At 41.4% G+C, this 15724-nt stretch carries 7 protein-coding genes; 6 read left to right on the top strand and 1 reads right to left on the bottom strand.

Translation table 11 applies throughout. The annotated features are described in order from the left end of the window. Positions 1-71 precede the first annotated feature (71 nt). The 6 genes from IPI59_13650 to IPI59_13625 all read left to right on the top strand — a co-directional run bounded on the left by IPI59_13650 (position 72) and on the right by IPI59_13625 (position 12768). Positions 72-4571 carry a T9SS type A sorting domain-containing protein gene (locus tag IPI59_13650; GenBank protein MBK7528561.1) on the top strand — a complete coding sequence of 1500 codons (4500 nt, stop codon included), beginning with the start codon at positions 72-74 and terminating at the stop codon, positions 4569-4571. A 63-nt stretch (positions 4572-4634) separates the two neighbouring features. After that, positions 4635-6467, top strand: coding sequence for a PKD domain-containing protein (locus IPI59_13645; protein MBK7528560.1), 1833 nt, complete (start codon positions 4635-4637; stop codon positions 6465-6467). A 238-nt stretch (positions 6468-6705) separates the two neighbouring features. Further along, on the top strand, positions 6706-9792 hold the full coding sequence (locus IPI59_13640; GenBank protein ID MBK7528559.1) for a SusC/RagA family TonB-linked outer membrane protein: 3087 nt from the start codon (positions 6706-6708) through the stop codon (positions 9790-9792). Positions 9793-9875: 83 nt separating this feature from the next. Continuing rightward, positions 9876-11225: a RagB/SusD family nutrient uptake outer membrane protein gene (locus tag IPI59_13635; GenBank protein MBK7528558.1), complete on the top strand. Its 1350-nt coding sequence runs from the start codon at positions 9876-9878 to the stop codon at positions 11223-11225. 63 nt (positions 11226-11288) lie between these two features. Next, positions 11289-11774: a hypothetical protein gene (locus IPI59_13630; protein MBK7528557.1), complete on the top strand. Its 486-nt coding sequence runs from the start codon at positions 11289-11291 to the stop codon at positions 11772-11774. A 133-nt stretch (positions 11775-11907) separates the two neighbouring features. After that, positions 11908-12768: a hypothetical protein gene (locus tag IPI59_13625; protein MBK7528556.1), complete on the top strand. Its 861-nt coding sequence runs from the start codon at positions 11908-11910 to the stop codon at positions 12766-12768. A gap of 61 nt (positions 12769-12829) precedes the next feature. Here the strand turns inward: IPI59_13625 and IPI59_13620 are convergent, their stop codons facing one another. After that, entirely contained in the window at positions 12830-15715 is a 2886-nt protein-coding gene (locus IPI59_13620; protein ID MBK7528555.1) for a class I SAM-dependent DNA methyltransferase, read from the bottom strand. Between the last annotated feature and the right edge of the window lie 9 nt (positions 15716-15724).

Genomic DNA, 15724 nt, shown 5'->3' with positions numbered 1-15724 from the left:
CAGTTGGGCATGATGACCCACTACCCGATACCCAAAACAATAGTAATATAGGTAATATTTTTGATTCAAAAGTGCCTAAATCGTTACAGTTTTTAATAAGTTACGGCGATACACCCGAAGAAATTACCAATAATGTAATGGACTATTCGAACCTTGCTTATGGTGGGCTAACCCCCTGCCAAATAGAACAAATACACGACTACTTAACTACGCATACCAATATTTGGTTTGGTGATAACCTTACCATAACCGCACCGCCATCTATAAGCAATTTGGCAGTAACCTGCAACGAGGCTAACCACAGCGTTATAAGCTGGGAGGGTGCTGCCAACAGCGGCTATATTATTTGCTATTCGACCGACTTCAATACCCCGCCAATATGCGACACACTGCTGCTACCCCCTAACGAAAACGGTGTAATTATTACCCCCGATTTAACTAATGCCTATACTAATTATGAGTTTAGAAATTTGCAGCCCAATACCGACTACCTATTTACCGTAACTGCTTTTAATACCAACTGCCAAGGCACCGACACGCTTTTCAGCGATAGTGGCAGCATAAACCTGCTAACAACCCCAAATATACAACACATTATAGAAGGCAGCCCCTTGTGGATAAACCCACTCGACAGCACCCAACAAGCCATAATTTGTATAGAAGTGAACCCCCTAACCGGCGATACCCTAAGCATTAACCCGGCTATATTGCAGGTAAACGATACAATTTACGACAGCACCCAACACGTAGTGCGCTGGTGGGTAAATGATTTTTTGCCCCAAGACACCACTTTAATTGACGACCAACCCTTGGTTACCACCCAGCCCGGCACCTATACCCTTTTGCTAACCAATACCTCTGAACAGTGCTCGGCTTGTACTACCTTTGAGGTAACGACGCATGAAATTGGGGTAAATTTATTTACGGTCGAGGGCTTTATTTGTTGGGGAAACACTTTAACTTTTACCAATTATACTTTACCGGCCATACCCATTGAGAGCATTACTTGGTATAGAAACGGTAATTTATTAGCAGGTGAAACCAACGACACGCTATTACTTACAGCACCCAAAATTAGTATTGGTGATAATGCTTATGTGGTTGTGGTAAATTATACTAATGGCTGCCAAGCCTCCGATACCATTACGGGCGAAGTGAAAAGTATCTCCACAACCTATCAACACGACCACCATTGTACGCAAGAATTACCCTTGCTCTTAGTGAATGATTCGGTGGACCTTTGGTATAAAGATGGGTTGGCAATACCCGGCGCAGTTAACGATAGCCTTTGGGTTACAGAGGCGGGGGAGTATGTAGCCTATAATGCTTTAGAAACTTTAGAAACAAGTTGCAAATCTAAGTCGGCAGGTTATTTTATATATTTGTATGATAGCCCCGTTATTAATTTAGGTGCCGATACTGCCTTATGCCAAAACCAAGCACCTTTAACCTTAGATGTAGGCACGCCGCCAACTACTTTAAACCTATATCCGGATGGGGTGCAAACCGTATGGAACACTCCGGATGGTTTTACCATAGGTCAAACGTGTACCGCCAATACCACCGGGCAATATATTGCCACCACCACCTATACCTATATTTATGATATAGATCAAACCCATACCTGCACCACCACCGACACCATTCAAGTAACCATAAACCCCCTACCCACCGCTACCATTAGCCCCACCCCCGATGCCAACGGCTTTTTATGCGGCGAGTACCTAACCGAGCTAACCGCTTCGGGAGGGGTAGCCTACCAATGGTCAACAGGCGTTACTACCCAAAGCATATTGGCATACTTTCTGCCCTATCAATACACTGTAACCGTTACCGATGCCAACGGCTGCCAAAACAGCACTTCGGTAATTGTGGGCTACCGAGCCCTTGCCGATCTTGGCGCCGATATTGCCGTATGCCAAGACCAAGTACCCATTACCCTAAGCACCCCCACACCCCCAACCACCAATACTGATGAGCTTGAGGTAGCCTACCTGTGGAATACCGGTGCAACCACCCCCGCCATTAGCGTAACCCAATCAGGTACTTACAACGTTACCGTTACCTACACCAACAAATTTGGCGAGCAAACCTATACCTGTACCGCCACCGACACCATTCAAGTTACCGTAAACCCCCTGCCCACCCCCTCCATTGCCAACGATAACCTGTACGATTGCCAAACTACTGCCGCCACCCTTTGCGTACAACCACAAAGCTACGACAACTATTATTGGAGTACCAACGAAACAAGTCCCTGCATTACCATTGACCAACCCGGTACCTATACCCTTACCGCCACCACCCCCGAAGGCTGCCAAAACAACGCCACCTATACCGCCACCGATTTTGACCTTACCGGCTACCAATTTACTGCTGATGTGGTTATTGCCACCAATACCACTTGGAACGCGGCAAGTTTTGCCCAAGGCATTATGCGCACCAAAGGCAATATAATAGTGCAGCCCGGCGTAACCCTTACCATTGATAACCTAACCCTGCATTTTGCCGACCAAAAAGGTATTATTGTGCAGCAAGGTGTGGTAAATGATGTGCCATTGGCGGGTAAACTACTAATTACCAATAGCCACCTTACCAACGACATTTGCCAACCCACCCAACCCTGGCAAGGCATACAACTACACGCCGACCAAACCCAAGCACAAAACACCCCCGCCCTTATTGATGCCTACCACGCCCACCTTAGTACCCAAAACACCACTATTGAAAACGCCATGATGGGTGTAGCTGCCGGCAAAACCGTTATTACCCAAATAGCCCCCAATTTGCAACAAATTGAAGAATTTGGCGGCGGTATAGCCGCTATACACAGCACCACCTTTAAAAATTGTGCCGTAGGCGTAAAACTACACCCCTACCAGTTTGCGGCTGCCACCACCATAAAAAACAGCCAATTTATGATAACCGACCCCTTTATTGCCTCCTACAACAACCCCGCTAACAGCTATATAGGTGTTTGGTTGAAAAGCATTAACGGCGTAGCCATAACCGCCACTACGTTTAACAATACCAATCCAACCGTTTTCGATATAGAAAAGCAAGGCATAGGCGTATTGGCTGTTAATGCCGACCTGCGCCTTGGGCAATATTATAGCCCCATTGACGGCGCAAACCTAAGCTGCACCTTTACCAACCTAAGCAAAGGCATAGATGCCTACGGCAGCGCCAATGTGTATAATGCCCTGCAAATTTGGCACAATACTTTTACCCAAACTCGGCGCGGCATAACCCTTAACGGCAACGCCTATTGCACGGCTATTGGCAACACCTTTACCGTACCGCAGAGTAATAGTACCAATAACAATACTTATGCTTATTGGTTGCAAAATGCCAACGGCTGCCTTATTGCCAACGACAGTATTGCCACTGATAATATTGATATTGGAAATCATTTTACCTTTGGTATTGTGGCTAATGAAATTGAAAACGGTAGCGATATATTAGACAATACTTTTACCGGAGTTTTTGAAGCTGCTAATTTGTTTATTGGGCAAAACGACAACCTAAATATTACTTGCAATAGCTATAAAGATTTGAATATTGCCGACTGGCGTTTACTCGACCTTGAAGATATCCAAAATAATAACGTAATTCATACCGGACGACTAAACGAACAAGGTGTTTGTATTTTTGACGAAATGCTAAACGAACCCAACCACAACCAATGGCATAGCCCCACCAACGAAATGCCTAAAGCACATTGGCACATTAACAATGCAAGTACCGACCCCAATTTTTCAGTTGTTGTAAAATGGGACGAAAACTGCCCCGGATGCGAACCAACCGACCTAAATGGGGCAGTAAATGCCGACTATTATTGTAAATCTTCTGACGATATATGTCCTCCATTATACAACTCGGCTAACGGCAATGGCGGTGGTATAGGTATAGGCAGCGATATTGGTATAGCTGCCATTAACGATACTATAAGGCAATATATAGCGCAAAACAACTACACCAATGCTTTGCAATGGCAAACAGTAATGCCCAATACCTGGTATTATTTATCAACGGCTACGAGTTATTTGCAGCAAGGCAATTTTGGGCAAGCACAAAATGCCATGAACAATATTAGCAACACCCAACTACAAAAATGGTATCAACTAAACTATGAGTTACTACAAGATACTTTAGATGAAGATGCCGTATTAGACAGTTTGACCATATTGGCTAATTACCAAAAAGGAACTTTGGCAAGCACTTTGGCAGAATCTGTATTGGCAGAACATGAAAATACACTACAGTTACGCAATGTAGGTATGTATAATAATGGCAAAACCAAAAACAGTACTATTGTAGCAAACAATAACGGGCTGTTACAAATACACCCCAACCCGGCAAAAAATAAGGTTACTATTAGTTACCATACCCCAGTTGATGATGCCAGTTTAGTAATAAGCGATATTACCGGAAAAATAGCCTCGGTTATCGTCTTTGAAAGCGAACAGATTACTATTGATACGCAGCACTTACCTTCGGGCATTTATATTGTAACATTACAGCAAAACCATACTGCCTTAGCTATGGTTAAACTTGTTGTAACCAAATAGGCAATAATTGATTAATACGGTAGGGGCGGGCATAGCCTACCCCTGCCTCATTTTGTTAAAACAATGAAAAAATTACTCATTATCTGTTGCTTTTTTTTAGTAGTACCAGCAAAAGCACAAAATAATTTACCGGTAACTTATTTTAACCGAACTTACGATGCCGACACAACCATTGAGGGCTTTGCGAGTGCAATACCGTTAAAAGATGGTTATATAGCCGCGGGCATTTTAGGGTTTAACCCCCCCATTAATAAACATGCAACTGCTATGCGCAAATATGATTTAAAGGGCAACATTGTATTAGAAAAAGTATTTGAAATGGATAATTATAGTAGGTTTATGTATGGTGGCAGTAGTTTTATTCAAACAAAAAGTGGTAATTTTACGATGGTCTTTAACATAACCATACCTGTATATGGCGACCAAGTACGCATTATACATTTTACCGAAGCAGGCGATACTTTGTGGAGTAAAACCTACGGCGATACTGCCGACCAAGTACCATATACCATTATTGAAACAAGCGATAAAGGGTATTTTGTTGCTGGCTGGCAACAAATTGGTTTTGAATATACCAACATGTATGCGCTAAAAATAGATAGTATTGGCGGTTTTGAGTGGAAAAATACTTACGCACTCAAAAGTGATTCGGACGTTATTTTAGAACATAGTGCTGGTTTTGGTTGTGTAGAAACTAAAGACGGAGGTTTTTTAATAAGTGGTTATGGGTATAAAGGCAATAAATTTGATTACCAAATGTATGTGGTAAAAACCGATGCTTTAGGGAAAGAGCAGTGGCATAACCACTACGGAGGGGCGTTTAACGAAACCGGTGCTTTACTTTATCAAAGCAAACCCAATACCTGCTTTGTTTTTGGAAGTTCATATATAGATATAAACGAAGATTACAAACCCGATATAACAGTACTAAGGGTTATTGTAATAGATTTGCTCAACAAAGGCGTGGAACTTTCTAATAAAACTTATAAAATGGGAGATTATATTGGTATGACAAGTACGCCTACAAAAGCAAATCAAAACGAAATTATTATGGCAGGCATAGTTTTAGACAAAAAAAACAATGCAGGTTGGGGAGCTATTATTATTAAGTACGATTTAGCCTTAAAAGATACGGTCTGGGTTCAAAAGCACCATTCAGAAGATATTTATTACGACGACGAATACCTTCGCGATGTGCGCCCCACGCCTGATGGAGGGTTTATTGCCGCGGGTTTTGTTTTAACCGCCCCGCAACGGTCGTGGTTAATAAAAACCGATAGTTTGGGTCAAACTTGTAGTTTTGTAGGCTGCGATAGCCTTATAATAAAAAACTGTTTGGGGTATTACACCTTACCGCAACTATCATTTAACACCTACCATATAGATAACGGCATTGTTTTGTTTAACAATTTGTCGCAGCAGGTATATACCGATGAGCCGGGTGGTGGGCATTACCTTTGGCAGTTTGGCGATGGCACCGAGCAAATAAGCAATAGTAACGAGTCGGTTATACATACCTACCCCACTAGCGAGGGTAGCTATACGGCAACCCTTAACGCCATACTTTGCGGCGATACCACCAAACTATCCCAAACAGTACAATTATGGGCGGTTGGCTGCCAACCAATTCCGCAACACGCAGCACCAACCAATATTAATGAGGTGTTGGTTTTAAAACCAAACCCAGCTACCAATATGGTACAGTGTAAATTTTTGCAATATAACCCTGCCCAGCAAAACACCACCCTGCTGCTCTACAATACCCAAGGAGTAGTAGTTAAAAAAGTGGTGCTAACTAATACCGAAACCGCTTTTTCCGTAACCGACCTACCCAAAGGCGTTTATTATGCCCATTTGCCAGATTATGCCTATTTTTATAAGCTAATTGTGCAGTAAAAAGCGGTTATTTTGTTTAATCCGGATAAAAAGTCCTGCAAATCCGTTAATCCGCTAAATCAGTGGTTCAGACAATATCCGGAATAAAAGCAAGTAAATCATGTAAATCATATTTCAGACAACGTTAAAAGGCAAAGCAGGTCTAAAGGGCGAATATAGTTAGTGCATTAATAGTTTTATTTGTATTTTTGTGGGTTAGTTAAGTTCTAAATGACCTGTCAACTTTAAACTTGTTCAAATGCAAAAAAACTACAAACGATTTTTTACCCTTGCTGTTCCTAAATTTTGGCTGTTTACCCTTATCTTTTTATGTTTTGGATTTAATACTTTTACCGCCGCTGCACAAGCAATTTTAAGTGGTACTGTAACCAACCAAAACAACGAAACAATTCCGGGGGTTGCCGTTAAAATAATTGGCACGCAACAAGGCACAATTACCGACATTAATGGCTACTACACCTTAAACTTAGCAGGGGGCAATTATTCGCTCGAATTTTCTTTTGTTGGTTACGAAAAAATAAACCGGACAATTACCTTGGCCGCCAATAACCCACAAGTACTAAACATTACGCTTGCCGAAGAAAGCAAACTAATGAACGAAGTGGTAATTGTTGGGTACGGCACACAACGCCGCCGCGAGTCGGTAGGTAGCATAACAAAAGTTGATTCGAAAGAATTAAAAGAGGTTATCGGCGCAAGTTTTCAAACGCAGTTGCAGGGCAAAGCGCCGGGGGTAAATATTATCCAAAATAGCGGTGCAGCCGGCGCCGGCGCATTAGTGCGCATCAGAGGGAACAGTTCAATAAGTGCGGGTGGCGACCCCTTGTATGTTGTTGACGGCATTCCGATAGTACAAGATAATTTTGCCTTAGGCGAAAATAACGGCGCAAACAATAATCCGCTAAACGCTATTAATCCCAACGATATTGAAAGTATTGATATATTAAAAGATGCCTCGCAAATTGCCATTTATGGCTCGCGCGGAGCTAACGGTGTTATCATTATCACTACTAAATCCGGAAAAAACACCAACGGCAAACCAAATTTTGAGTATAGCAGCAATATCGGCCTGTCAAAACCAACGAAAATTGTCGAACTGTTGAATGCCCAAGAGTGGCTGGCCGTTAGGCAAGAGGCTTGGGAAAACGACGGCAATGTAGGCCGCGCCCCCCTGCCTTTAAACCTGACTTATAGCGATATTGAGGGAAACGACACGCGCTGGTACGATTATATAATTGGCACCGGAGTAAAACACGAGCATAATTTGGGCATGAACATGGGTAAAAAAAACTGGCGGTTTTATTTGGGTGGCGGATATAGCGATGCAGGCTCTTATTTAAAAGATAACAGTTTTGAACGCATTAGTGGCCGTGCCAATGCCGAAGTACAAATTAGTCCTAAAATAAACCTAAAATTTAATACATCCTTAGCGCGTGGCTTAAACCGGCGCGTGCACGAGGCCTGGGCTGGTGGGCTTGGTACGGCGCAAACATCGGCTTTGCCCATTTACCCAATTTATAACGAAGATGGCAGCTATTTCAACCTGTACGGAAACCCCATAGCCCAGCGCGAACTACAAAAAATACGTTTCCGCGAATGGAAAAGCATCAATAATATTAACCTAATTGTTAGCCCAACAAAAAATATTGACTGGCTGCTTAGTGGCAACTACGAATACGCAAAAATTGGCTCGTTTATGCACGAAGACTCCCTGTGGACAAGCACTTACGACATTTCAAAACAATTTGAACGGACTACAAATAACGCCTCAGCTTACAGCACTTTGTCGTATAAATTGCCCTTTGCCAACACCAAACACGGCCTAAAAATTATGGGCGGCGTTGAATATCAAAGCAAATCATCGAGCCGTTTTATTCAGGAATACCAAGATGTGGACAATTATATGTTTGCCAATTATAATACCGGAAGCAATTTTGATACCCTAACTTATGACGACCGCAAAGACTACGGCGAACTGTTTGCCAGCCTGTTTGGCCGCATTAACTACCAATTTAACGACCGCTATTTTGTACAAGGCGTATTTCGACGAGATGCCTCTTCAAAATTTGGCTCAAATAAACGATTTGGAAATTTCCCCTCTATAGGCGCCGGATGGATTATTTCGGAAGAAGCATTTTTAAAAAATAATCCGGTACTAAACTACTTAAAACTAAAAGCAAGCTGGGGCATTACCGGAAACTCAGATATTGCCTGGACAGAACAATTTGCCATTTATGTTATTGACTCGCTTGGTGGCTATAATGGCAAACCTCTTCAATATCAATCAAAATTAGAAAACCCCGACTTGCAATGGGAGGAAGTTCATGCCACAGATATTGGCCTTGAAATTGGCTTATGGAAAGACCGTGTAACCGCCGATATTTCGTGGTACCGGAAAATGACAACCAAGGGATTTATTAGCGAGTCGTTGCAAGCCTCTTCCGGAATTGATGCCCTTGAAAGTTTCCGGAATGTAGGTAAAATTCGCAACAGGGGCATCGAAATAGGGCTTAATACCCGCAATATTGTAACGCCATCCTTCTCTTGGTCAACCGAATTAAACATTGCCTTTAACCGAAACAAAGTGTTAGAAGTAGGCACAGCCACCCCCGATGCCTTAGATGGCGGTTTTGGCGATGTTAGGGCAGTACCCGGATACCCCGTTACCTGCAACTATATTGTTCGTTTTTCGCACGTTGACCCCAGCACCGGCCGCCCCGTTTATTTAGACAAAGAAGGCCACGAAACCTTTGTTTACGATGTGGTAAATAACCGTGTGCCTATTGCCAACCAACCCGATTATTTAGGCGGTTTTACCAACACTTTCAGGTATAAAAACTTTGCGTTAAGCGGTTTATTTACTTTCTCGCAAGGCGGTTATATTTACGACGATGCCGCCAAACGGCAATTAGGCGTTGTTACCGACTGGAATATGCGCCGCGAAGTACTTGACCACTGGACACACGAAGGCCAAACAAATGCCCCCTTGCCAAAACTAACCATGGACATGACCAACTGGGGCGGTAACGACAATTTTTGGCAAAACAACCACTCACTTTGGTTAGAAGATGCCTCGTACCTGCGCCTTAAAAATGTTAGTTTAGACTATACTTTTTACCCAAAAAATAAAAAAGTATTGCGCAGCATCGTTTTTCGACTTTCAGGAACCAATTTGCTAACCTTCACCAATTACTCCGGATGGGACCCCGAAGTAGGGCGGGGCCGCGAAAATGCACAACAACGCAATATCGGCGGCTCGAATGTAACGTATTTAACACCACCACAGGAAAAAACATACAATATTGGTATCAATATAAATTTTTAATCCGGAAATACGGAAATCACCCTTCCACTTAAAATTTTAAATAAATGAACTATAAATATCTGTTTTTCTGTTTTTTTAGCCTGATGATATTGTTGTTAGCACCTGCCTGCAGCGATAATTTTTTAGAAATACGCCCCGATGAGGCCATTCCCCAATCGGAGTTTTTTAAAACTCCCCAAGATGCCCAAAATGTACTAAACGCCGCTTACGACGCCATCACCTACGATGCCAATGTTTGGATTTTAAGCGAAGTAATGGCCGATAATGTAAACGGCGTAAATTTGCAAGGCGACCTTAAAACCCACTACAATTGGACGACCGACATATTTTTAGGTACAACGCGAGGTCTAATGAGCAACTCGTATTTAGCTATTGGCCGCGCTAATTATGTGTTAGATTATATGGATAATATTTCCGGACTATCTGACGCTGAAAAGGCAAGACTTCGTGCCGAGTGCTTATTTATACGCGGTATGATGCACTTTGAATTAGTGCGTTATTTTGCCCAGCCTTGGGGCTATACAGCCAACAATACGCATTTGGGCATACCCATCCGGATTCATTATGGCGGCGATTTAGTTAATCGAAGTACGGTTGCACAGGTTTACGAGCAAATAATTGCCGACTTAACCGAAGCGGCCAACCTACTACCCAAAGCAAACGGCAATTATGCAAATGTGTGGGCGGCAAAAGCTTATTTGGCCAAAGTTTATTTTCAGCAAAACGATATGCCAAAAGCCTTAGAAATGGCCAATGATGTGATAAATAACGGCGGTTTTGCCTTGGCGCCAACGCCTCAGGATATTTTTGTAAACGGCGGCACAACCGAAGCCATTTTTCAGTTAGTTAGTACCAGCCTAACCGATAACGCCGGCGCAGGCATTAGCGGCCCTTTCCGCACTATTGACAACGGCGGCATTCTGTCTGCCGATATTTATGCAGCACAAAGCCTATATGATGCCTATGGCGGCGATACCACCGACTTGCGCCTCAAATGGTACCAAATTTACGACGGGGGCGCTTCGCCGGTAGTGTTGTGCAATAAATTCCCTTCCGCCACCTATTTTAACGTGCCGCGTATGCGTTTGGCCGAATTGCTGTTAATTGCCGCCGAAGCTAACGCCGAAACCAATAATTTAACAGCCAGCCATACCGCCCTAAACAGTGTGCGCACCCGTGCGGGATTGCTGCCGGCAAATGGTCTCAGCGCTGCCGAATTAATAGCTTTAACCCGTACCGAACGCCGCCGCGAACTTGCCATGGAGGGCAACCGCCTTCACGAGCTAAAACGAATAGCCCTGCGCGATACACCTAATTTGCTGATACGAAATATAGCACCGTGGAACTGCAATGGTATGGTTTGCCAATTTCCGGATAATGAATTGCAAGGCCATCCGGATATGGAGCCAAACCCTGCCGGCGGCTGTCAGTAAAACTTTAAATTAAAAGTCAATTTTTTGCAATCAAATTATAAATTATCTTTATTAAATTTAGTCATGAAATATTTTGCCCTAAATGCACTTTTATTTGTTTTATGTGTCTTTTTTTTAACAACCAGCTGTTCTGAAGAAAAAGAATACATACTACAACCTGCCCCAAGCAAAATTGAAGGCTTGGCCGACGAATGGGAGCTAAAAACAATTTATCAAATAGACAGAAGTCAAAAATTAATATTAGAACCCGTTCCCTTTGATGTAACAAATGTGTTGCTGGCTAACGGAGCTACGGCCTCGGCCTCGTTTACCGCTCAAAAAACCTATACCCTTAATTTGGGCGATATGCCTAATTATATAGGCACAACAACAGGTTCGTGGGCTTTTGACGACGAACTTTACCCAAGTAAAATCATTTTAAATGGCCTCGATACTTTGGCTTTGCTTAAACCCACCCGACCAATTGATAAAATTTTATCGGTTGAGGTGGTGCGTACCTGCGCCGGCGTGCCAACTGTAGCCTATCAATTTGATTTTGAGAGAAAATAAAAAGTAGGTGATTTATAATTTTAGTACACACAAATTGAAGCTTGCGCCAGATTATAAATTTAAAAACATCCGGATAAAAAAACGATATTGTAACAACAACAATTTTTATTTCCAACAAAAAAATAATATAATAATGAAAAATTATTTATTTATACTATTTTTCTTCTTAGTAAGTTTATCGCTTGCCGCCCAAAAAAAGGCATGGGTTGAGCCAAGCGGAAACGATTTTGACCCCACCAAACCTTGCAAATTATTTATTGATATTAGCCAATGCGAGTGCCAGCGGTTAGTTGGGCACCCCGGCCCCTTGTATATTTGGACGTGGATGCCTGCCGACCCCGTTATTGGCAATGGAAACTGGACCGCCTCGAACACCGCTCTTGAAATGAAAAACGAAGGCGGCGATGTGTGGAGCTTCGAAATGACTCCGACTGAATTTTATGGCGTAGATGCCGCTACGGTTTACCAAAAAGATTTTATGTTGTTGGCCAAAGCCTTAGACGGCACCGGCGAAGGTGGGGGAGGGTGCAACGAAGATAAAACCGAAGACCAAAAAGTTACCGTTGACCCACCAAGCACAGGGCCACGCAAAGTATTTTCTTTTCCGGATATTGTTGCCAGCGACAACGGCCCCATTGTGCGCATTACTAACAACGATGTGTTTAGCATCATCTACGACCCAAAATTAGAAAAAAAGGCCACTATGTTAGGTGCCACCGAACTATGGGTATTTGTTAATGCAACCGGCACCGATGATAAAATTTACAAATTAGGCCCGTTGAGTAAAGTAAGCGATTTTCCGCAGCAAAAAATGACCCTTCGCAACGATGGCATTTTTGTACACAGCCTAATACCAGCCCGCTTTTTTGCCGGATTATTGCCCGATGGCGTTAAAATTGCAAAAATTGAATACCAAATAATAAAGCAGCCCCTTAAAAACAGCGATGATGCCGTTGACGGCAAATTTTTATATACCTTAGAAAATTGCGAGTGAATGCAAGTTATGACATAGCTTATTTGCCAAACGACTAAACATATAAATCGGCTGTAATCAATTATTTTTTGTTTTTCTTCGCTTTTACAGTTGTAAATAAATCTGCCGTGTATTTTTCGTAGAGTTCAAATAAAAACTCCATTCTGTTAGCTTCGCTTGTAAATGCTTGTGGTCGGTAAGCCAAGTCCACCGCTTTGTCTAACTCGTTATGTGCTTTTATTAAAACTGGTGGCATTCCATCTGGTTCGTATAATTCAGCCATCGTGTTTTTTTGAAAATTTGCTCTTGCATCTAAAACCTTTTGAGCGGCTGTTTCAATGGTTTTTATATGCTTTTCTGTTGGATTTTCCGGCCAAGGAAAGTTATTATAAACAATACTATTTGAATAGCGATAATCACTTTTTAAACGACCACAAGTGTTTTTGATCCAAGCCATATGCATTAGGGATGTTAGAATTCCAAAATGAAATAACTTAGCATTAGGAATTATTAAACATAGGTTACTCGCTATATCCTTTGCATCCATAAAACCAATAGGAATATACTTTCTTCTTTCCGAAGAAACGCTTGGAATAATTACATAGTCAGTTTCTTCGTGTGATTTGAAAGCAAATTGGCTTGGTGTTTCAGCTAACTTTTGAGTATCTTTTCTATCACTCTCTAACCGAAATTTTCTAACATTTGCTAATCGCTGCATTAAAAAACTTGATGATTTTATTTCACTAGGATCAAAATTTTTATCCGTAAACCATAAGCAATATCTAACTCTTCCATTTATGAATTCTTCACTACCATAATATCGTCTAATATATTTATCTATGAAAGGTTCTTTTACTAATGCTAAATTTTTTTCTTTTTCATCTAATATAAGCCAGCCTCCATCAATAGGTTGATTGCCAAACTTAATTTTTGGTACTTCACAAACAGGATTTGTTCGTTTAAAGATTAAAATATCTTTTGCATCAACCAAATACGGATTGATATTTTTTGCTTTCAGTTCGTGTGCTTCGCCTTTGATGTCTTCATAGTCAAAAATGCTTTTGTTTGTGGTGTCGTAGTTAGCGAAGCCAATTATCACACAATAAACGGCTGCATTTCCTTTTGCTTCGTTGCTCCATTTAAAAGTACGGTGTGCAAAATGAATTTTAATATTGTATTTGTTGAGCATTTGCCCCCACAGAATGCTTGTTTGTTCTCCTTGCACAATAGAGTTCGTAGAAACAAAAGCTACCTTAATTTTTGTACCTAGTATATATTTTGCTGCTTTAATATACCAACCTGTTACATAGTCTAAAATGCCGCTTCCGTCTGCGTTGTCAAACAGTTTTACAATTTGATTTCGTTGGGTTTGCTTCATTAATTTTGAACCAATAAACGGCGGATTACCTAAAATATAGTCAAACTTTATGGCAGGTGCATCTTCCGGATTTTTACCTTTGTGCACCTCAAAAGTTTCTGCTTGAACGTTCACTGTTTTATAGGTTGATTGAGGTTCTTCAACCAAAAAAATGGCAGCATGTTTTGTTATAATATTTATTGTATTTTCCGGATTTAACAAAGTTTGCCAATCGGTTTCTAAAGCATCGCCGTGAATAATTTTAGCAGATTTTTTAAGCGGCAAACGCACAAAGTATTGCCCAAACTCGTTGCTAATTTGCATATTCATTTGGTGGTCAATAAGCCACATGGCAACTTCGGCAATCCGGGCAGGAAATTCTTCGTATTCAATTCCATACATCATATCAACATCGAGCCAAATAATATCGCTTACGTCAATTACTCGTTGTCCTGATTTATTTAAAGCCCTCAAAATTTCAATTTCAAGCAAACGCAATTCTCGGTAAGTAATTACAAGGAAGTTTCCGCAACCGCAAGCAGGGTCAAGAAATTTTAGTGTGCTTAGTTTTTTATGAAATTCAGGAAGTTTGTTTTTGTTGTCTTTTATGCGTTCAAACTCTTTCCACAGTTCGTCTAAAAAAAGCGGTTTAATAAGTTTTAAAATATTGGTTTCGCTGGTGTAGTGCGCGCCTAAGTTTCGGCGTTCTTTGGGGTTCATTACGCTTTGAAACATGGAGCCAAATATAGCAGGCGATATTTTACTCCAGTCAATGTAACAGCAGTTAAGTAATGCTTGTCGCATTTTGCTGTCGAAACTTGCCGTAGGTAGGTTTTCTTCAAAAAGTTTTCCGTTTACATACGGAAAGTCGGCAAGTTGCTCGTCTATATTTTTAAACCGGTTTTCTTTCGGTGTGTTTAATACTTGAAATAATTCTTGCAATTTTGCGGCAAGGTCGCTGCCGTCTTCGTTTGTTCGTTGCTCTAAATAATCTTGAAATTGTTGTTTGTTAAAAATCGTTGTGTCTTCGGCAAACAAACAAAATAAAATACGAACCAAATAAACTTCTACCGGATGTCCGGTGTAACCTATCTCTTCCAGTCGGTCGTGCAATTTGCCCATTAACTCTGCTGCTTTAATGTTTGCAGGGTCTTGCTCTTTGTAAATCTTTTTTTGATACCCTAAGATGTAACCGAAATGCTGAACATTATTTACAAGGTCGCTAAGTTTAAATTCTATGATTTTGTCTTCCTCAAGGTCGTAAAGCCTAAAGTTTTCAAAGTCAGAAACAAGGATGTACTTTGGCAATTCATGTTGTTTTAGCCCGTATGTATATTCTTTGGCTTGTAGGTAGGCTTTCTCAAGGTTTTTGCCCCGGCTTTTCATTTCAATTAAAATTGTTCCTTTCCAAAGTAAGTCAATATAACCGTCTTTGTCGTCCAGTTTTTTTACTCTGTGTTCAAAGGTCGAAACACGTTTACTACTAATTCCAAACACATTAAAAAACTCAACTAAAAAAGGTTTTGCGTCCGCTTCTTCGTTTGAAGTGGCTGCCCATTCTTTTGAGAACTTTAGTGCTCTGTCTTTTATTTCATTCCAACTTAATACCATTTTTTTATT

The sequence above is a fragment of the Sphingobacteriales bacterium genome (assembly GCA_016706405.1).
Classification (GTDB): Bacteria; Bacteroidota; Bacteroidia; order Chitinophagales; family UBA2359; genus BJ6.
This window is presented reverse-complemented; position numbering and strand designations above follow the sequence as displayed.

Excerpts from the sequence above, each read along its gene's own strand:
- IPI59_13645 (MBK7528560.1), top strand. The coding sequence starts at position 4,635 with ATGAAAAAATTACTCATTATCTGTTGCTTTTTTTTAGTAGTACCAGCA.
- IPI59_13640 (MBK7528559.1), top strand. The coding sequence starts at position 6,706 with ATGCAAAAAAACTACAAACGATTTTTTACCCTTGCTGTTCCTAAATTT.
- IPI59_13635 (MBK7528558.1), top strand. The coding sequence starts at position 9,876 with ATGATATTGTTGTTAGCACCTGCCTGCAGCGATAATTTTTTAGAAATA.
- IPI59_13630 (MBK7528557.1), top strand. The coding sequence starts at position 11,289 with ATGAAATATTTTGCCCTAAATGCACTTTTATTTGTTTTATGTGTCTTT.
- IPI59_13625 (MBK7528556.1), top strand. The coding sequence starts at position 11,908 with ATGAAAAATTATTTATTTATACTATTTTTCTTCTTAGTAAGTTTATCG.
- IPI59_13620 (MBK7528555.1), bottom strand. The coding sequence starts at position 15,715 with ATGGTATTAAGTTGGAATGAAATAAAAGACAGAGCACTAAAGTTCTCA.